The sequence below is a fragment of the Nonomuraea longispora genome (assembly GCF_004348345.1).
In the GTDB taxonomy this organism is placed as follows: domain Bacteria; phylum Actinomycetota; class Actinomycetes; order Streptosporangiales; family Streptosporangiaceae; genus Nonomuraea; species Nonomuraea longispora.
Window position 1 is genome coordinate 18,286 of the sequence record NZ_SMJZ01000074.1, and the last position, 19,022, is coordinate 37,307.

A 19,022-nucleotide genomic window follows, 5' to 3' on the forward strand; every position below is an offset into this window, starting at 1 on the left:
GGCAAGGGATATAGTCTGCCGCGTGTGGTGGAACGAGACGACTACGCGGCCATCCGCGACCGGATCATCGGGCTCTCCCACACCCATGGCCTGCGCTGCGACTGGGCGGAGACGACCAGGCGGCAACGCTTCCTCCTGCTGTGGGACGCCGAGGGCCGCGTCGCGGCCCGCGCGATCGTCCCGCTCTACCCCGGGGAGACGCCCCACCTGGTCGACTCCCTCGAGCAGGGGCTCGCTCACCTGTTCGGCGACCACTGGCTGGAGGACGCATGACCGCGGACCGCGTTGACGTGCACATCACGCTGGCGGGCAGCCTGTGGCTGGCCCAGGTGGACGGCGTGGCCGGCGGCATGTCCGCGCGCACGCTGAAGGAGCTGCACGCCGACGTCACCGAAGGGCTGCCGTTCCTGTTCGCCGACCGCGAGCGGCCGCCCGCGCCCGTCTTCCACTACGCACTGCCCGGCCTGTCCGAGCAGGACCTCGACGACTTCGCCGCACTCCAGCGCCAGGCCGCCGCGATCGCCGAGGACTACACGCGCACGCTGAAGAAGCGGGTCAAGCACATGCACGAGCTGGGCCTGTCCGACGGCGACATCGGCGAGCTGCTCGGCCTGACCAAGCAGCGCATCCAGCAGATCCGCACCAACGCCAACGACGAGTCCCGCCAGACCGCCTGACCGGGCCTTCCGGCCGCTGCCTCACTCGCCCCTGCCGGCCACGCGATCACGAGCCGGGAACCTCCACAGGCTCGACGGCTCCGAGCAGCCCAGGCAGGTCGACCAGCAGCGCATCTCCCCTGCGACGTGCCGCGGCGACCCGATCGGGCTGAAAGCCCTTCATGGCGAACGGGGCCAGGAACGCCGACGTGACGTCATGCCCCTTTGCATGTTCCCCAACATACTCAATTGTTCGCGCCCCGACATGCAGGGCTCCTCGTGGATGCGGGCGTCAGGCAGCAGGGCACGAAGCTGCAAGATTTCGGGCTGGCGCGGCCACGAGAGGCCGTGTACGCCGCACGCCCGAGCTACTTGACGTTATGGCGCAAGTACTTGCTATTGTGTGTCAAGTGAGCACGCGCGAGCATGTGGCGTTGGCAAGTGAGCTGGCCGAGCTGGTCGGGCGGCGGATCGTCGACCCGCTGGAGATCCTGTTCGGCTCCGACGAGCAGGTCGAACCGGTCAGGGCGCGGCTGCGGATCGAGGCCGAGGTGTGGGCCGCCCAGCTGCTCGGCCCCGACGAGAGCCTCGCGGTCCGTACGGCGGCGCGGTTGGTCGCGGCCCTCTTCCCCGGCGACGGCCCGTTCGATCCACCGGACGAGTGGTGGCGCACCGCGTTCGGCAGGGCCGTGGCCCGGCGCGCAGGCCATCCGGGCAAGGAAGCGGTGCCCTTCGCCACGGCGGGCGCGATGCTGGGCATCACCCGACAGGGCGTTCACGACCTCGTCAAGCGCGCGAAACTCGACCGGCATCCCGGCGGCGGGGTGAGCACCCGCTCCATCCGCGAACGGCTCAACCAACCTCAGGAGCATCATGGCGCACGACGTCACCATCACTGATCACGACATCCCCCTAGCCGTACGCGACCACGGCGGCTCCGGCGAGCCCGTCCTCCTCCTTCACGGCCTGGGCGGCACGCTGGAAGCCTGGGACGCGCTCGACCTGCCCGGCCACCGGGCCGTGGCGCTCGACCTGCGGGGCCACGGCCGGTCCGGCGACGGCCCGTGGGAGTGGGAGAAGGCGCTGGACGACCTGGAGGCCGTGGTGAAACACCTGGGGCTCGGCAACCCGCCCGTCGTCGGCCAGTCGCTGGGCGGCATGCTCGCCATGGCGTGGGCCAGGCGTCATCCCGAATGCCCGGCGATCGTCAACCTCGACGGGCTGCGCAGCGCCGAGAGCGACCCGGGCAACTACCCGGGGATGGACCCGGAGGCGAGGGATCGGGAGCTGGCACGGCTCAGGGCCACGTTCGACGAGCAGGCCGCGAGCCTGGGCCGGCCGCTGCCCGCCGAGCTCAGGCCCATGTTCCCCGCCAGGGCGCTGGTCGAAAGGGGCGGGCAGGTCTACGCCCGGCCGGGCGTGGACCTGCTCGAGGCGGTGCGCCGTACCCCGGAGTTCCGCGACACGATCCCTCTGCTGCGTGAGGTCTCCTGCGACGCCCTGGTCGTCATCGCGGCCCGCGACCCGCAAGGCATGCCCGGCGGGGAGCTGATGAAGGCGTTCAGGAGGGGGGTGCGCCGCGACCTCGCCGGCCTGCCGGCGAACATCCAGGTCAGGGAGCTGGACGCCGGCCACGACCTGCTCGCCGAGCAGCCGGCGGCCGTCGCCGACCTGATCACGGGCTTCCTGGCCGCCCGGGAGTGAGGACGGCCTACTTGCCGTTGGCCTTGAGGTAGTCGCTGTTCATCTGGGCGATGGTGTCCAGCGGGATGCCCTTGGGGCAGACCGCTGTGCACTCCCCCGTGTTCGTGCAGCCGCCGAACCCCTCCGCGTCCATCTGGTCCACCATGGCCTTGGCGCGCGAGACCCGTTCCGGCTGGCCCTGGGGCAGCAGGCTCAAATGCGTGATCTTGGCGGCGGTGAACAGCGAGGCCGAGCCGTTCGGGCAGGCGGCCACGCAGGCGCCGCAGCCGATGCAGGTCGCCGCGTCGAACGCGTCGTCCGCGTCCTCCTTGCGTACGGGGATGCTGTGGGCGTCGGGCGCCGAACCGGCCGGCACGGAGACGAAACCGCCCGCCTGGATGATCCGGTCGAACGCGCTCCGGTCCACCACCAGGTCCTTGACGACCGGGAACGGTGCCGCCCGCCACGGTTCGATGGTGATCGTGGCGCCGTCCTCGAAGTGGCGCATGTGCAACTGGCACGTCGTCGTGGCGCGCTGCTCGCCGTGCGCCACGCCGTTGATGACCATGCCGCACATGCCGCAGATGCCCTCGCGGCAGTCGTGGTCGAAGGCGATCGGGTCGTCGCCCTCCAGGATGAGACGCTCGTTGAGGACGTCCAGCATCTCCAGGAAGGACATGTCCGGGGAGACGTCCTCCACCTGGTACGTCACCATCCGCCCGTCGTCGGAGGGGCCGCTCTGGCGCCAGACGCGCAGGGTCAGGTTCACTTGTAGCTCCGCTGGGTCATCTTGACGTACTCGTACTCGAGCGGTTCCTTGTGCAGCACCGGCCCGCCGGGGGTGCGCTCCCAGGCGGAAACGTGCGCGAAGCGCTCGTCGTCGCGCAGCGCCTCGCCGTCGGAGTCCTGTGACTCGGCGCGGAAGTGGCCGCCGCACGACTCCGTGCGGACCAGGGCGTCCAGGCACATGAGCTCGGCGAGGTCGAAGAAGTCGGCGACGCGGCCGGCCTTCTCCAGGACCTGGTTCAGCTTCTCCGCGGTGCCGGTCACCTTGATGTCCCGCCAGAACTCCTCGCGCAGCTCGGGGATGCGCTCCAGCGCCTTGCGCAGCGACTCCTCCGTGCGTTCCATGCCGCAGTAGTCCCACATGAGCTTGCCCAGCTCGCGGTGGAAGGAGTCGGGGGTGCGGGTGCCGTTGACGGACAGCAGGCGCTCGATCTTGTCGCGGACCTTGACCTCGGCCTCGGCGACGGCCTCCTCGTCGACGTCGCCGTACGGGCCGTCCGCGAGGTAGTCACCGATGGTGGTGGGAAGCACGAAATATCCGTCGGCGAGTCCCTGCATCAGCGCCGACGCGCCGAGCCGGTTGGCGCCGTGGTCGGAGAAGTTGGCCTCCCCGATGACGAACAGGCCGGGGATCGTGGACTGCAGGTCGTAGTCCACCCACAACCCGCCCATCGTGTAGTGCACGGCCGGGTAGATGCGCATCGGCACGTCGTACGGGTTCTCGCCCGTGATGCGCTCGTACATCTCGAACAGGTTGCCGTACTTCTTCTCCACGGCGTCACGCCCGAGCCGGCCGATCGCGTCGCGGAAGTCCAGGTAGACGCCGAGCCCGCCGGGACCGACGCCGCGGCCCTCGTCACAGACGTTCTTGGCGGCCCTGGAGGCGATGTCACGGGGCACGAGGTTCCCGAACGCGGGGTAGATCCGCTCCAGGTAGTAGTCGCGTTCCTGCTCGGGGATGTCGCCGGGGGCGCGGGAGTCGTTCTTGCGCAGCGGCACCCACACGCGTCCGTCGTTGCGCAGCGACTCCGACATCAGGGTCAGCTTCGACTGGTACTCGCCGGAGACCGGGATGCAGGTTGGGTGGATCTGCGTGTAGCAGGGGTTGGCGAAGTACGCGCCCCGCTCGTGCGCCCGCCAGATCGCCGTGGTGTTGCAGCCCTTGGCGTTGGTGGAAAGGAAGAACACGTTGCCGTAGCCGCCCGTGGCCAGCACCACGGCGTCGGCCACGTGCCGCTCGATCTCGCCGGTCACCATGTCGCGCACGATGACGCCGCGCGCCCGCCCGTCGGAGACGATCAGGTCGAGCATCTCGTGCCGGGTGTGCATGGTGACGGTCCCGGCCGCGACCTGCCGCTCCAGCGCCTGGTACGCGCCCAGCAGCAGCTGCTGACCCGTCTGCCCGCGGGCGTAGAACGTGCGGGAGACCTGGGCGCCGCCGAACGAGCGGGTGTCGAGCAGGCCGCCGTACTCGCGGGCGAACGGCACGCCCTGCGCGACGGCCTGGTCGATGATGTTCACGGAGACCTGGGCGAGGCGGTAGACGTTCGACTCGCGGGCGCGGAAGTCGCCGCCCTTCACGGTGTCGTAGAAGAGCCGGTGGATGCTGTCGCCGTCGCCGCGGTAGTTCTTCGCGGCGTTGATGCCGCCCTGCGCGGCGATGGAGTGGGCGCGGCGGGGCGAGTCCTGGTAGCAGAACGAGGTGACGTTGTAGCCCAGCTCGCCGAGGGTCGCGGCGGCCGAGCCGCCCGCCAGGCCGGTGCCGACCACAATTACGTGGAGCTTGCGCTTGTTGGCCGGGTTGACCAGCCTGGCGCTGAACTTCCGCTTCTCCCACCGTTCCTCGATAGGGCCGGAGGGCGCCTTCGTGTCCCGGATGTCCGGGCCCTGGGTGTGGTTCACTGCACGACTCCGAACGTGATCGCGAGGGGCGGGGCGAGGAAGCCGACGACCAGCACGCCGGACAGCAGCCCCGCACCGAGGCGCAGCGTCCTGGTGCGGGTTCGGCCGACCCAGCCGAGTGTCTGGAACGCGCTCCAGACGCCGTGCCGCAGGTGCAGCCCGACCATGACGACGGCGACGACGTAGATGAGCGTGACCCACCACCGGGACGGGTCGAAGCCCGCGACCATCCGGTCGGCGGGGGCCGCGTCGAAGCCCTTGGGGTTGACGACGCCGAAGGTCAGGTCGAGCAGGTGCCAGACCACGAACAGCGCGATCGTCAGACCGCCGAACCGCATGATGTGGGTGGTGTAGCCGCTCGCCTGCGACTTCTTGGCGACGTACTTCACCGGCCTGGCCTTGCCCGCGCGCCGGGCCAGCGAGATCGCGGCCCACATGTGCAGGACGACGGAGGCGACGAGCACGATCTCCACGATCGTCAGCACCGTGCGGTAGGGGGCGAGCGGCTCGAGCAGCGTGCGCAGCGCGTGCGCGTAGTCGTTGAACGAGTCGCGGCCGAAGAAGATCTTGAGGTTGCCGAGCATGTGGAGGACGAGGAAGAGCACCATCACGGCGCCCGTGACGGCCATCACGGCCTTCTTGCCGTTCGAGGAACCCATGAAGCCGCGCGCTCTGCGGCGCTTCGGGGTGCTGGGAGGGGTGACGGGCGCTGTGGCGGCGCCGCGCTCTATCGTGGCAGTCACGTCTTAGACGCTATGTACGCAGCGATGATCCGTCCAAGTCATCGTAGGCCTCGTTTCGATAGTCATCGGCTATGATGCTTGGTTTGTACGGTCGCTCCAAGCCAGGGACGGTCGGCCGATGCGAGGAAAATCACATGCAGCTGCAACAACTGGCCTACTTCGTCGCCGTCGCGGAGACCAGGCACTTCACCCAGGCGGCCGAGCGCATGCGGGTGGCGCAGCCGTCACTCAGCAAGCAGATCAAGACCCTTGAGGACGATCTGGGCGCCCGGCTGTTCTCCCGCGCCCGGGGCAACGTCACGCTGACCGCCGCAGGAGAGGCGCTGCTGCCGCTGGCCCGCCGCATCCTGGCCGACGCCGACACCGCCCGGCAGGAGGTGGCCGAGCTCGCGGGGCTGCGCCGTGGCCGGGTGCGGCTGGGCGCGACGCCGTCGTTGTGCGCGGGGCTGCTGGCCGACGCGCTGGCCCGCTTCCACCGCGCGTACCCGGGGATCGAACTGCTGGTGGAGGAGGGCGGCTCGCGCGACCTCGTCAGGGCGCTGGCCAGGGGGCAGCTCGACCTGTCGATGATCATAATGCCGCTGCACAGCGACGACCCGGTCCTGGTGACGGAGGAGATCCTCAGGGAGAACCTCGTGGTCGTCGCGCCCTCCCGCGAGGCGACGCGCGGGCCGTACCTGCGCATCGAGGACCTGCGCGGCCGTTCGATGGTGATGTTCCGGCGCGGCTACGACCTGCGGGAGGCCACGCTGGCGGCGTGCCGGCAGGCGGGGTTCGAGCCGAGGTTCGCGGTGGAGGGCGGCGAGATGGACGCGGTGCTGCGGTTCGTGGAGGCCGGTCTCGGCGTGGCCGTGGTGCCGTCGATGGTGCTCGACGGGCGGCCCGGCCTGTCGGGCACGCCGCTCGCGCCGCCGGGGCTCAGCCGGACGATCGCCCTCGCTCACCGTAAGGACGTCGAGCCGACCAGAGCGGCCCAGGCGTTCCGTGAGATCCTGCTAGCTTTCGTGGTGGAATCTGGGCATGAGGGCACGCTTCCACAAGGGGTGGAGCTCATCGCAGAATGAGCACCACCGCTCCGACTCCCCGAAGAGGCGTCTTGACGGCAAATCTTTCAGAAACGCTGACGCTGCTCCTCATCGAGGATGACGATGGCGACGCCTTCCTCGTCGAAGAGCTGCTCAAAGAGGCGGAAGCCCCGCCGAGGACCTCCTGGGCGCGCAGTCTGCGCGAGGCGAAGGAGAAGCTGAACGAACACATCCAGTGTGTGCTGGTCGACCTGACGTTGCCCGACGCGAACCGGCTGCAGGCCCTGGAGGAGGTCCTGAAGCTGGCCCCGCACGCGGCCGTGCTGGTGCTCACCGGCCTGCGCGACGTCCACGTCGGCGTCGCCGCCGTGCAGGCGGGCGCCCAGGACTACCTGGTCAAGCAGGACATCGACGCGCGCCTGCTGGCACGGGCCATCAGATACGCGATGGAGCGCAAGCGGGCCGACCTGGCCCATCTGGCGCTCGTGCAGGCTGAGCTGCAGGCCAAGGAGAACGCCAGGCTGGAAAGCGCGCTGCTGCCCGCCGCACTGCTGCGTACCGAGGCGATCGAGCACGTCACCCGCTACCTGCCGGGCAGCGGCGGCACGCTGGCCGGTGACTTCTTCGACACCGTGCAGACGCCGGACGGCTCCGTGCACGTCGTGATCGGCGACGTCTGCGGACACGGTCCCGACGAGGCGGCGCTCGGCGTGGCACTGCGCATCGCCTGGCGCACGCTGGTGCTGGCCGGGCGTACCGACGAGACGATGCTGCGCACGCTCGACGCGCTGCTGCGCGCCGAGCGCAAGGCCCCCGAGATCTTCACCACCCTCTGCACGGCCACCATCGCCCCCGACCTTCGGTACGCGAGGATGCGCGTGGTCGGCCACCCTCCTCCGGTGCTGGTGCGCGACGGTCACGTCGAGGTGGTGTGCGACACGCCCTCCGGTCCGCCGCTCGGCATATTCCCCGACGTGGAGTGGCGGGTCATCGACGTCCCGCTGGGCGAGGAGTGGACGATGATGCTCTACACCGACGGCCTGATCGAGGCGGCCGTGGGCGAGCCCGGCGGGGAGATCGGCGTGGACGGCCTCGTCGAACTCGTACGCGCCCACGGAGACATCGATCTCGACCGGCTCATCACCCACGTCGGCACACTGAGTGACGACCTGGCCGTGGTGCTGCTGCGCAGGAGGAGAGGATGAGCATCCACCCGCTGCCGCCCGCCCGGGAGCCCACGGGGCTGGGCCGGCTGCCGGTCGCCCGCTGGTTCCTGTTCGTCGGAGCGATCGCCGCTCTCGCGTTCGTGACCGGCGTCACGGTGATTCTGCTGATGAGCGTCAGGACCATGGAGCTGTCCCCGCCGCCCGAGGTGGCCGCGCAGCTCACCCGGCTGAACTACGCGCTGATCGTGGTGTTCGGGGTGCTGCTCGCCTGCGGCGTCGGGCTGGCGTTCATCGTGCGCCACGCGGTGCTGAACCCCATCGAACGGCTCACCACGCAGGTGCGTACGGTCGCCGCCGGCGACTTCGACCACGCTCTGCACGTCGACCGGCCGGCGGAGCTGGCCGAGCTGGCCAGCCACGTCGACTCCATGCGCGACCGCGTCGTCGCGGCCTGGCGGGTGGCCACCGACCAGAGCGAGGAACTGCGCAGGTCCAACGGCGAGCTGGAGCAGTTCGCCTACGTCGCCAGCCACGACCTGCAGGAGCCGCTGCGCAAGGTCGCCAGCTTCAGCCAGATGCTGGAGCAGCGCTACGGCCCGCAACTCGACGATCGGGCCAGGCAGTACATCCACTACGCGGTCGACGGCGCCAAGCGCATGCAACTGCTCATCAACGACCTGCTCGACTTCTCCAGGGTCGGTCGGGTGACCAGCGAGAAGACCGCCGTCGAGTCGGGCGTGGCGTTGGACGCGGCGCTGGACAACCTCTCGGCCATGGTCGAGGAGACCGGTGCCACGGTCACCCGCGACGAGCTGCCCCAGGTCACCGGCAACCGGATGCAGCTCACCCAGCTCTTTCAGAATATGATCGAGAACGCGGTGAAGTTCCGCTCCGAGGAGCCTCCGCGCGTCCACGTCGGGGCGGAGAGGTCGGGCGAGATGTGGGAGTTCAGCTGCTCCGACAACGGCATCGGGGTCGAGCCGAAATACGCCGACCGCATCTTCCTGATCTTCCAGCGGCTGCACCCCCGGGACGTGTACCCCGGTACGGGGATCGGGCTCGCGCTGTGCCGCAAGATCGTCGAGTACCACGGTGGCAGACTGTGGCTGGACGGCGACGCGCAGAGCGGGGGCACGACGTTCCGCTGGACACTACCCGTGGCTGGAGACCGATCATGACTGACCTGCGGCCGATCGACGTGCTCCTGGTGGAGGACGATCAGGGCGACATCCTGCTGACGAAGGAGGCGTTCGACCACAACAAGGTGCGCAACCGCCTCAACGTGGTCAACGACGGCGAGCAGGCGATGGCCTATCTGCGGAGGGAGGGCGAATACCGCGACGCGATCCGCCCCGACCTCATCCTGCTCGACCTCAATCTGCCCAGGATGAGCGGCCGGGAGGTGCTGCGGGAGGTCAAGGACGACCCGGCGCTGCGCACGATCCCCGTGGTGATCCTGACGACGTCGGAGGCGGAGGAGGACATCCTGCACAGCTACCGGCTGTACGCCAACGCGTACGTGTCCAAGCCGGTGGACTTCGAGCAATTCATCCGCGTTGTCCGGCAGATCGATAATTTTTTTGTAACGGTGGTTAAACTTCCCACCTCGGGGCAGCGCCTGTGACGCGGCTACGTGACAGGAATCACAGCGAGTCATCGAAATTGTGAGTGACCCGGCTCACTAAACTCGATCCTGTCGTCGTAACGTATCCCCCACCAACGCGCGCCTGAGCGGAGATCGCCATCCGCGCGCCCAGCGAATACGAAAACCACGGACCCCCTGCGCGATGGGTCCGCGGGAGGTGGAGAGGTCCGCGATGACCCAAACGACGCCCGAAGCACCAGCGAGAAGGCAGCGTGCCCAGGTCAAGGTGCGCACGCTGCGCACCGACCGATGGTGGCTCGTACCGCTAGTGACGTTCCTCGGGCTCAGCTCATTCCTTGTCTACGGTGTGTGGGCGATCATCGACACGAGCAACTTCGTCGAGCCCTACATCGCCCCGTTCGCCGCGCCCTGCCTGACGACCCAGGAGGTCTGCGAGGGCGCGCGGCTGTTCGGATGGGCACCCGTCGGCGACTGGTACGCGCTCCCGCCGGGGCTGCTGATCCTCGGCCTGCCCGGCGGGTTCCGGCTGACGTGCTACTACTACCGCAAGTCCTACTACCGCTCGTTCTGGCTGTCGCCGGCGGCGTGCGCCGTGCAGGAGCCGCACGGGAAGTACACCGGTGAGACCCGGTTCCCGCTGATCATCCAGAACATCCACCGCTACTTCTTCTACTTCGCGGTGGTGATCGGCGCCATCCTCACCTACGACGCCGTCCTGGCCGTGGTGCACAAGCCACTGGGTCTCGGTTCGTGGATCCTGGTCCTCAACGCCGTGCTCATCCTCGGCTACACCTTCGGCTGCCACTCGTGCCGCCACATCACCGCGGGCCGGCTCAACCACTTCTCCCGTCACCCGCTGCGCTACCGGGCCTGGACGTTCGTCTCCAAGCTCAACGCCAAGCACCAGCCCCTCGCGTGGGCCTCGATGTTCTCCGTCATGGGCGCCGACCTCTATGTGCGCCTGGTCGCCAAGGGCATCATCGCCTTCCCGTACGCGTAAGGACCAGCCTCAGTGGAAAACTCGCTAAACACAGAGCGTCACGAGTACGACGTCGTCGTCATCGGCGCGGGCGGCGCCGGCCTGCGGGCCGCGATCGAGGCGCGCCAGCAGGGCAAGCGCACGGCGATCGTCTGCAAGTCGCTGTTCGGCAAGGCGCACACCGTCATGGCCGAGGGCGGCGCGGCCGCCGCGATGGGCAACGTCAACCCCGACGACAACTGGATGGTGCACTTCCGTGACACCATGCGGGGCGGCAAGTTCCTCAACAACTGGCGGATGGCCGAACTGCACGCCAAGGAGGCGCCCGACCGCGTCTGGGAGCTCGAGGCCTGGGGCGCCCTGTTCGACCGCACCAAAGACGGCAAGATCAGCCAGCGGAACTTCGGCGGGCACGAATACCCGCGGCTCGCACACGTGGGCGACCGTACCGGCCTGGAGATGATCCGCACGCTGCAGCAGCGCGTCGTCGCGCTGCAGCAGGAGGACTACGAGACGCACGGCGACCACGAGGCCTACATCAAGGTTTTCGCCGAGTGCACGGTCACCCGGCTGCTCAAGGACGGCGACGCGATCTCCGGCGCGTTCGGCTACTGGCGCGAGACGGGAAACTTCATCATCTTCGACGCGCCGGCCGTCGTGCTGGCCACCGGCGGCATCGGCAAATCGTACGTCGTGACCTCCAACTCCTGGGAGTACACCGGCGACGGGCACGCCCTGGCCCTGCTCGCCGGCGCCAACCTGATCAACATGGAGTTCATCCAGTTCCACCCCACAGGGATGGTCTGGCCGCCGTCCGTGCGCGGCATCCTCGTCACCGAGTCCGTCCGCGGTGACGGCGGCGTGCTGCGCAACTCCGAGGGCAAGCGCTTCATGTTCGACTACGTCCCCGACGTGTTCAAGGACAAGTACGCCACCAGCGAGGAAGAGGGCGACCGCTGGTACACCGACCAGGCCAACAACCGGCGCCCGCCGGAGCTGCTGCCGCGTGACGAGGTGGCCCGCGCGATCAACGCCGAGGTCAAGGCCGGTCGCGGCTCGCCCCAGGGCGGCGTCTTCCTCGACGTGTCCACCCGGCTTCCCGCCGAGGAGATCAAGAAGCGGCTGCCGTCGATGTACCACCAGTTCAAGGAGCTGGCCGACGTCGACATCACCGCCGAGCCCATGCAGGTGGGCCCGACCTGCCACTACATCATGGGCGGCGTCGAGGTCGAGGCCGACACGGGCGCGGCGGCCGTGCCCGGCCTGTTCGCGGCCGGCGAGGTCTCCGGCGGCATGCACGGCTCCAACCGGCTGGGTGGCAACTCGCTGTCCGACCTGCTCGTGTTCGGGCGCCGGGCGGGCGCGGGCGCGGCGGCGTACGTCGACGGGCTCGCCGGCCGTCCCAAGGTCGCCGACGACGCGGTCGAGGCGGCCCGCGAGGAGGCGCTCGCGCCGCTCGGACGCAGCGGCGAGAACCCCTACGAGGTGCACCACGAGCTGCAGCGCACCATGAACGACCTGGTCGGCATCATCCGCAAGCCCGGCGAGATCGCCGAGGCGCTCCAGGTCGTGGAGAAGCTGAAGGAGCGCGTGGCCCTGGTCGGAGCAGCCGGCTCGCGCGTCTACAACCCCGGCTGGCATCTCGCGATCGACCTGCGCAACATGGTGCTTGTCTCGGAGTGCGTGGCACGCGCCGCGCTGCTGCGCGAGGAGAGCCGCGGCGGGCACACCCGCGACGACTTCCCCGGGATGAACCCGGAGTGGCGCCGCAAGCTGCTCGTCTGCTCCACCGAGGGCGGTTCGGTCAGCGTCGAGGAGAAGGTCCAGCCGCGCATGCGCGACGAGCTGATCGGTCTCTTCGAACGCGACGAGCTGAGCAAATACCTCACCGACGAAGAGATGACCGAGTTCGACGGGATAGCGAAGTCATGAGCTACAAGGCAAAGTTCAAGGTCTGGCGCGGCGAGGGCGGCGAGGGCAGGCTCGAGGACTTCACCGTGGAGGTCAACGAGGGCGAGGTCGTCCTCGACATCATCCACCGGCTCCAGGCCACGCAGGCGCCCGACCTGGCCGTGCGCTGGAACTGCAAGGCGGGCAAGTGCGGCTCGTGCAGCATGGAGATCAACGGCAAGCCGCGCCTGGGCTGCATGACCCGCATGTCCACCTTCAGCGAGGACGAGACCATCACGGTCACGCCGATGCGCACGTTCCCCGTCATCAAGGACCTCGTCAACGACGTGTCCTACAACTACCAGAAGGCCCGGGAGGTCCCGTCCTTCACGCCGCCGGCCGACGTCCGGCCCGGCGAGTTCCGGATGAAGCAGGTGGACGTCGAGCGGTCCCAGGAGTTCCGCAAGTGCATTGAGTGCTTCATGTGCAACAACATCTGCCACGTGATCCGCGACCACGAGGAGAACAAGCCCAACTTCTCCGGCCCCCGGTTTCTCATGCGGATCGCCGAGCTCGACATGCACCCGTACGACGTGGCGGACCGGCAGGAGACGGCCCAGGAGGAGCACGGGCTCGGCTACTGCAACATCACCAAGTGCTGCACCGAGGTCTGCCCCGAGCACATCAAGATCACCGATAACGCGCTGATCCCCATGAAGGAACGCGTCGTCGACCGCAAGTACGACCCGCTGGTGTGGCTGGGCAACAAGATCTTCAAGCGCAGCTCGTAGGGCGCTGACACACGAAAGGCGGGGGCCGGATCGTCCGGCCCCCGCCTTCGTGGTTCGTACGTGCGCTACTTCTTGCGGCCCCAGCGGCGCTTGCGCTTGGCGTCGCCCGGCGTCTCCTGGGCGGGCTCCTGCCCCTCCTGCGCGCCCGCCGGCTGCTCCGGCAGCGGCTGGATCGCTGTCACCTCGCCGTCGGCGGGCAGGTAGGGCGGCGGGTCGTAGTCGGCGTCGCCGCGGGCGGGCGGCTCGAACAACGAGGCCGGCTGGCCCTGCCAGGGCTCCGCGTCGCCCGCCTCCGCCGCCGAGGCCGGCGGGATCGGGTGTTCCCTGTCGTCCTCGTACGGGCTCGCGCCGCCCGGCGGGATGTCCGCAGGCGGGATCACCGGCTCGAACGGGTCACGGTATTCGCTCTGCTTGGGCGCCTCGTGGGTGTAGGAGCCGAACTCGTCCGGGCGCAGCACCACCGGCTCCTCCGCCTGGTGCTGCTCCTGCTGCGGGTAGCCCTGCGGCGGGACCGGCTGCGGCTCCTGGTAGACGGCGCCGTACTGCACCTGGCCGCCCGGGTAGGTCTGCACGGGGACGAAGCTGATGATCGGCGCGTACGCCGTGCCGCCCGGATAGCCGGGGGCGGGAAAGCCCGCCGTGGCGTAGCCGGGACCCGCCGGGTAACCGCCGCCCGGAGGCATCTCCGGGTGACCCACCGGCCCCGCCTTGCGCACCGCCGCCGCGTGGGCCATCCGGCGCAGCCGCCCCTCGAAGATGAGCACGGCGAAGAGCGCGAGCAGCACCAGCACCAGCGCGGGAATGCTGAGCTTCTGCGTCAGCGTGCGCTGGTCGAACTCGGGCGCCGCGTTCCGCAACTCCAGCGGCACCTCCTCGGAGGATGCGGGCAGCGTCTCGCTCGGCAGCGGGTCGGTCGGCGTGTCGCTCGGAGCGACAGCCGGCATCTCCACGCTCTCCTCGGGAGTGGCGGTGGCGGAGGTGCTGGGCGGCACCTCGACGCTCTGCGTGGGCAGCGGCTGCGGCGGCGGCTGTTGCGGGCTGGACGGCGTGGCGCTCGGGGTCGCCGTCTTGGTGGTCTTCTTCGGAGTGGGGCTCTTCTTGGTCTTCGTAGGAGTCGCGGTGACGGTCTGGGTGATCGTCGTCTCCGGGTCCTGCTCCTCTTCGGGCTCGTCGGGCGGCGGCTCGCCGGCCGTCGCCGTGACCGTCACCGTGGTCTCGGGGTTCTCCGGGTACGCGTCGCACACCTCGCCGGGGTTGCACCCCTCGACGGGGTCGTACGCCGCCGCGGAGGCGCTGGCGCTCTGCACGATGAACGGAGCCGCTCCCGCACCGGCCAGGCCTAGCGCCAGGACGATCGCGGACACAGCCGTCGCTCGCGTGCGTGCCACCGCTGCCCTCCGCAGAGTCCCGAAACCATGGTCAAGGGAATACTAGCCGGGTCAAAGTAACAGTAAAGACTGATTTACAACTCCATTTTCCGGTTACGGCCCTGTTGTACCGTGACAATGAGCCGCAATGCCCCCAGGAGCACTCCGACGGCTACGGCCGCCAGCCAGAAACCCGTCACGCCGTCCACGATGCTGACCCGCTCATCCGGGGGCACCCGTTTCGCCGACGACACCATTTCGAACGGCAACGGCGCCGATGCGGGGCCCGCGGCCGACGGGAAAGAAACCTCGGGCGACGGTACGCCTGCCCCGATCGCCTGCGGGGCCTCGTAGGGCGGCGGCTGACCGAATCCCTCAGGCTGGGACCCCACCACTCCACGGGATCGGGTCGATCCCTGAGCCTGCGCGGTCGTACGAACCTGGGCGTCGCCTTGAGACCGCGCGGGCGTCGCCTTGTGAGCCGGCACGGGCCCGTGAGGCTGCGCGGACCCTTCAGGCTGCGCGGACCCTTCAGGCTGCGCGGGCCCCTGAAGCTGCGCGGGCGCGGATGCCCGGCCCCGCACGGGTCCTTGCCCCTGCGCAGGCGCGACCCCCTCCTGCGACGGCACAGGCGCGGCTCCCCGCACCGCCTCCTGCGACTGCACAGGCACGGCCTCCGGCACCGGCCCCTGAGCCCGCACCGATCGTTGCGACTCCTCGGCAACCTGAGGCTGCCCGGTCCCCCGGGAATGGGCGGACCCGGCCTCCACAGGTTCCCGCGCCTGCGAGCCGGGCATGCCGGGCTCGCAGGCCCCGCGCCGCATCGCGAGCCGCTCCTCGTCAGGCCCTTCGGGACCCACAGACGGACGCCCGCCCAAACCGCCGGGCGGCCAGACCTCCATGCCGAAACCAGGCGGCGGCCACCCGGCCTCAGGACCGACGGGTGGCGGGCCCTCCGCTCCGGGCCACATCGGCCCGGGTGGGCCCGGTGGCGGACCGTAGGGGACGACAGGGTGGTGACCCGGCGGCTGGTCCCGCGGGCCAGAAAGCACATGGGCGTCACCACGGCGACCGGACGGCATGGCGTTCCTGACCCGCGTGGTGGCGGTGCCGGCCATGGTCGTCAGCCCGTCACCGGAGTCGGTGCGCATCCTCGCGACCGCCGCCAGCGCGACGGCCCTGGCCCCGGCCGGTGCGGTGAGCGTCACGTCGACCGATCGTTCCCCGGAGACCTGGCCCAGCTTGCACACCCGCGTCCCCGGCAGCACGCCGCGGGCGCGGGTGGAGCCGGAGTGGTCCTCCAAAGCCCGCAGGGCGAGCGCCTCGGACGCCGCCTCCCCTGGGCTTGCCGGAGGGACGGCCCGGTCCGCCGTCGTGGGGCCAGGCGCGGCGGCTCCCGGCCGGGCAGGTCCCGTGACGCCGGAACCGGCGGGTTCCGGGAAGTCGGAACGAGCGGGCGGCGGGACGCAGACGACCTCCGCCAGCGCCTCCGCCGGGCTGGCCGCCACCGCGACCCTCGCGCCCATGCCCATCCCGTTCAGCCGCACCTTGAACCGCTGGACGTCCCCCGTCCTGACCCACTTGCCCGCGCCGTCGGACCCCTTGATCCGCTCGAGCACCAGCGAAACCCCGGTGGCCCCCACGGGCACACACGGAACCGCCGTCAGAAGCAGGGCCCCGGCAATGATCCAGCCACGCCGCATCATTCCCACTCCCCCGTTGCGACAAATCACACCGAGTCATCATCATGTCACACAGAGTGAGTTGATTGTCACCGGGGTAGCAGGTTCTCCACGGTCTTCATGATGGGCAGGTCCGCATCCAGCCACTCGACGTCGTAATAGTCGCCGGGACCGAGCCACCGCAGGGCCAGGTGCTCCTTGGCTTCGGGCACGCCCGAGGCCAAGGAGCACAACCACACGCGCATGACGTACCCCGGCGACAGCGTCCACTCACCGCCGACGCGTTCGCCCACCGCGATCTCGACGCCGAGCTCCTCGCGGCACTCGCGTACGAGCGCGGCCCGCTCGTCCTCACCGGGATCCACCTTCCCGCCGGGGAACTCCCACCCGCCCGCCAGCGCCGCCGGTTCGGCGCGCTGGGCCGCGAGCACCCGGCCGCCGGGGGCGACGATCACCGCGGCCACGACCACGACCGTGCTCATCACGTCACATTCCTTACAGGGATGGATTCTGCAGCTTCTTCAGCTGTTCGAGCACGTCGGGGTTCTGCAGGGGACGGGTGAAGCCCACCCGGTTCGTACGGGCCTGGTAGCTCGTCACCTTGATGGGCCCGCACAGCCGGCAGCGGGCCTCCAGCATCTTGCCCTTGGACACGACCAGGCCGACGTGACCGGGGTTGTTGGCGGACGTGCCGGGGCCGGAGTTGAAGAACACCAGGTCGCCCGGCTGCTCCTCCCCTTCCTGGACCTTCACGCCGAACGGCCACTGCACGAACGTCGTCCGCGGAATCACCAATCCCGCCGCCCGGTAGGCCGCGTAGATGACGCCCGAGCAGTCGAACGCGTCGGGCCCCGTGCCGCCCCACAGATACGGCTTGCCGCGCTGGTCCAGCGCGTACTCCAAAATCTTGGCCACGACGTCGCTCGGCGCGGCCTCGATCAGCGGGTCGTCGCACTCCTCCGAAGCCTGCGGCGGGACCTTCACCTCACCCGACCTCGCGTATTTCCTGGCGATCTCGACGACCTGGTCGACGTACCACCAGGCCCGGTTGTAGACGAACAGCGCCTGCCGCACGTTCTCCGGCGCGCCGTTGCGCTTGAGCATCTTCGCCGCGCCCAGGATGGCGTCGGCGGGGTTGTAGACGTCGCCCACACCGTCGCCGTCGCCGTCGGAGGCGTAGCCGTTGACGTCGGACGACATCGGGATCCTGGCCTTGCCTCCCCACGTGGAGATCAGGAACTGCATCGGCCCCGCAGCGCCCGCGTGGTTGGTGCCGTCCTTGACGCCCGGCAGGTCGGAGCGGCCGTGGTCGGTCTCGCGCTTGCCCACGGCGGCCAGGATGTTCCACTGCACGCCGATCTTCTTGCCGTGCTTCTTGTACAGCTCCAGATATCTGCCGGGGATGTCGGAGCTGCCCGAGTCGGACACCTCCTCCACCTGCGTGTCGTCCTCGCAGTCGACGGAGGTGCCGCCTCCCGAGATGAAGGACGGCAACGAGATCAGCAACATCGGCGAAAGTATGACCGCCACCAGGATCAACGCCCCGGCGAGGCCGATCACGAGAGCGAGACGCGCGCCTTTCACTGAAGAATGTCTCCCTCCTGGCCCTCGGTCGCCGGGCGGAGGTCGAAGACCCGCCAGTCGGCTCCCTCCTGGCTCACCGTGACCGCGAACTCCTCGTCCTGCCGTTTGTCGCCGCTCTTCGCGGCGACCTGCCGGGTGGTGCTGATCACGAACACGACGGAGGTCTTCTCGACCTGCCTGATCTCCTTCAGCCTGGCCGTGGCCGTGGAGACGGTCTCATCGTTCCGGTTCTGCTCGATCGTGCCCGCCGAGGAGACGGTCCTGGCCAGCTCGTTGCCGAACTCGGCCGTCGTGTACGCCTTCAGCCGCGCCGCGTAGGCCGCCGGGTCCTCGTCGTGGCGGAACGTGCCGTACTCGGCGGCGAACCGCTCGGCCAGGTCCGCCGCCGCGGCGAGCTGCTCCTTCTGCATGGGCAGGTAGGAGTAGACGTCGAACGGCTCGGCGCTCGCGGTCGCCAGCGGCGTGCTCGACGCCGCGGGTGTGACGGCCGCGGAGGTCGCCTCCGGCGCGGGCTCCGCCGGCTCCTCCGCGGACGGCCCGATCGTCAGGTAGATGCCGACCGCGGCGACGACCACGACGATGACGGCGAAGGCGAGCCCGCGCCTGTCACCTGGCTGTGCCATCAGTTCCTCCCGAGGGGACCGTCACCAGGACCCCAGCCATTGTCGGCGCCTCCGGACAGCTTCGGCTTCGTGCTTTCGGGCATCGGTCAGGGCTTGGCCGTCGTCTCTCGCGCAAGCGGGGCGAGAAACCGCTCCCTTCAGGGCGGGGAGGCGTCACGTTCAGTCCTTGTCGGTGGAGTTCGGCTTGAGCCAGAACGGCACCGAGGGGCTGTCCCCTCCGGAGCCGCCGCCGTCGCTGCCGCTGCGCAGCCAGAGCGGGGGCGCCTCCGAGGAGCGGGACGACGACTCGCCGGACGTGAAGATCCGGGGGCCTGCCTGGCCGCGGCCACCGCCGCCGCCGCCGGACCGCGACCCGCCGGGCCGGCCTGAGCCGTTGGAGTTGTTGGAGCCGCCGAACAGCCCGCCGCCGGAGCCGCGCGACCGCGTGCCGCCGGACCCGCCGAACCTGGACCCGCGCGAGGAGCCGGACGAGCCGTTACGGGAGCCGCCCGACGAGGCGCCGCGCCGCGCCCAGCCGCCGCCGGACCCCCCGCCGAACC

At 69.8% G+C, this 19,022-nt stretch carries 19 protein-coding genes and 1 pseudogene; 11 read left to right on the plus strand and 9 right to left on the minus strand.

Going from position 1 to position 19,022, the window contains the following annotated elements:
- The first annotated feature begins 24 nt into the window (after positions 1–24).
- The 4 genes from E1267_RS20315 to E1267_RS20330 all read left to right on the plus strand — a co-directional run bounded on the left by E1267_RS20315 (position 25) and on the right by E1267_RS20330 (position 2,360).
- Positions 25–273 (plus strand): hypothetical protein, encoded by a 249-nt coding sequence (locus tag E1267_RS20315; protein ID WP_132334163.1) that lies wholly within the window; start codon positions 25–27, stop codon positions 271–273.
- Positions 270–677, plus strand: coding sequence for a hypothetical protein (locus E1267_RS20320; protein WP_132334164.1), 408 nt, complete (start codon positions 270–272; stop codon positions 675–677). The genes E1267_RS20315 and E1267_RS20320 overlap by 4 nt, the downstream gene beginning before the upstream one ends.
- 389 nt (positions 678–1,066) lie before the next feature.
- A complete protein-coding gene (locus E1267_RS20325) occupies positions 1,067–1,555 on the plus strand; it encodes a hypothetical protein (protein ID WP_246064068.1) in 489 nt (162 codons plus the stop codon).
- A complete protein-coding gene (locus E1267_RS20330; RefSeq protein ID WP_132334166.1) occupies positions 1,530–2,360 on the plus strand; it encodes an alpha/beta fold hydrolase in 831 nt (276 codons plus the stop codon). The genes E1267_RS20325 and E1267_RS20330 overlap by 26 nt, the downstream gene beginning before the upstream one ends.
- A gap of 7 nt (positions 2,361–2,367) precedes the next feature.
- Here the strand turns inward: E1267_RS20330 and E1267_RS20335 are convergent, their stop codons facing one another.
- From E1267_RS20335 to E1267_RS20345, 3 genes are read right to left on the minus strand one after another with little or no spacing between them, the layout of a single operon-like run.
- A complete protein-coding gene (locus E1267_RS20335; RefSeq protein ID WP_132334167.1) occupies positions 2,368–3,108 on the minus strand; it encodes a succinate dehydrogenase/fumarate reductase iron-sulfur subunit in 741 nt (246 codons plus the stop codon).
- Positions 3,105–5,027, minus strand: coding sequence for a fumarate reductase/succinate dehydrogenase flavoprotein subunit (locus E1267_RS20340; RefSeq protein ID WP_132334168.1), 1,923 nt, complete (start codon positions 5,025–5,027; stop codon positions 3,105–3,107). Before E1267_RS20340 ends, E1267_RS20335 begins: the two co-directional genes overlap by 4 nt.
- A complete protein-coding gene (locus tag E1267_RS20345; RefSeq protein WP_281283669.1) occupies positions 5,024–5,770 on the minus strand; it encodes a succinate dehydrogenase cytochrome b subunit in 747 nt (248 codons plus the stop codon). Before E1267_RS20345 ends, E1267_RS20340 begins: the two co-directional genes overlap by 4 nt.
- Before the next feature lie 134 nt (positions 5,771–5,904).
- Here E1267_RS20345 and E1267_RS20350 point away from each other — a divergent pair, with 134 nt between their 5' ends.
- The 7 genes from E1267_RS20350 (at position 5,905) to E1267_RS20380 (ending at position 13,227) form a co-directional block, all read left to right on the plus strand.
- On the plus strand, positions 5,905–6,834 hold the full coding sequence (locus E1267_RS20350; RefSeq protein ID WP_132334169.1) for a LysR family transcriptional regulator: 930 nt from the start codon (positions 5,905–5,907) through the stop codon (positions 6,832–6,834).
- 32 nt (positions 6,835–6,866) lie between these two features.
- Entirely contained in the window at positions 6,867–8,000 is a 1,134-nt protein-coding gene (locus E1267_RS20355) for a PP2C family protein-serine/threonine phosphatase (protein ID WP_132334170.1), read from the plus strand.
- Complete coding sequence (locus E1267_RS20360) at positions 7,997–9,139, plus strand: sensor histidine kinase (protein ID WP_132334171.1); 1,143 nt, start codon at positions 7,997–7,999, stop codon at positions 9,137–9,139. Before E1267_RS20355 ends, E1267_RS20360 begins: the two co-directional genes overlap by 4 nt.
- Positions 9,136–9,585 carry a response regulator gene (locus tag E1267_RS20365; protein ID WP_132334172.1) on the plus strand — a complete coding sequence of 150 codons (450 nt, stop codon included), beginning with the start codon at positions 9,136–9,138 and terminating at the stop codon, positions 9,583–9,585. The genes E1267_RS20360 and E1267_RS20365 overlap by 4 nt, the downstream gene beginning before the upstream one ends.
- Before the next feature lie 193 nt (positions 9,586–9,778).
- Positions 9,779–10,567, plus strand: coding sequence for a hypothetical protein (locus tag E1267_RS20370; RefSeq protein WP_132334173.1), 789 nt, complete (start codon positions 9,779–9,781; stop codon positions 10,565–10,567).
- Positions 10,568–10,579: 12 nt separating this feature from the next.
- Entirely contained in the window at positions 10,580–12,478 is a 1,899-nt protein-coding gene (locus tag E1267_RS20375) for a fumarate reductase/succinate dehydrogenase flavoprotein subunit (RefSeq protein WP_132334174.1), read from the plus strand.
- A complete protein-coding gene (locus E1267_RS20380; protein ID WP_132334175.1) occupies positions 12,475–13,227 on the plus strand; it encodes a succinate dehydrogenase/fumarate reductase iron-sulfur subunit in 753 nt (250 codons plus the stop codon). The genes E1267_RS20375 and E1267_RS20380 overlap by 4 nt, the downstream gene beginning before the upstream one ends.
- A gap of 65 nt (positions 13,228–13,292) precedes the next feature.
- Here the strand turns inward: E1267_RS20380 and E1267_RS20385 are convergent, their stop codons facing one another.
- The 6 genes and pseudogenes from E1267_RS20385 to E1267_RS44460 form a co-directional block, all read right to left on the minus strand.
- Positions 13,293–14,615, minus strand: coding sequence for a hypothetical protein (locus tag E1267_RS20385; RefSeq protein WP_132334176.1), 1,323 nt, complete (start codon positions 14,613–14,615; stop codon positions 13,293–13,295).
- Between the two features lie 74 nt (positions 14,616–14,689).
- Positions 14,690–16,213, minus strand: coding sequence for a hypothetical protein (locus E1267_RS20390; RefSeq protein WP_132334177.1), 1,524 nt, complete (start codon positions 16,211–16,213; stop codon positions 14,690–14,692).
- Between the two features lie 152 nt (positions 16,214–16,365).
- Positions 16,366–16,758: a (deoxy)nucleoside triphosphate pyrophosphohydrolase gene (locus E1267_RS20395; protein ID WP_132334178.1), complete on the minus strand. Its 393-nt coding sequence runs from the start codon at positions 16,756–16,758 to the stop codon at positions 16,366–16,368.
- A 13-nt stretch (positions 16,759–16,771) separates the two neighbouring features.
- A complete protein-coding gene (locus tag E1267_RS20400; protein ID WP_132334179.1) occupies positions 16,772–17,860 on the minus strand; it encodes a C40 family peptidase in 1,089 nt (362 codons plus the stop codon).
- Positions 17,857–18,483 (minus strand): hypothetical protein, encoded by a 627-nt coding sequence (locus tag E1267_RS20405; RefSeq protein ID WP_132334180.1) that lies wholly within the window; start codon positions 18,481–18,483, stop codon positions 17,857–17,859. The genes E1267_RS20400 and E1267_RS20405 overlap by 4 nt, the downstream gene beginning before the upstream one ends.
- A 159-nt stretch (positions 18,484–18,642) precedes the next feature.
- Positions 18,643–19,022, minus strand: a pseudogene (locus tag E1267_RS44460) (hypothetical protein); the annotation flags it as partial.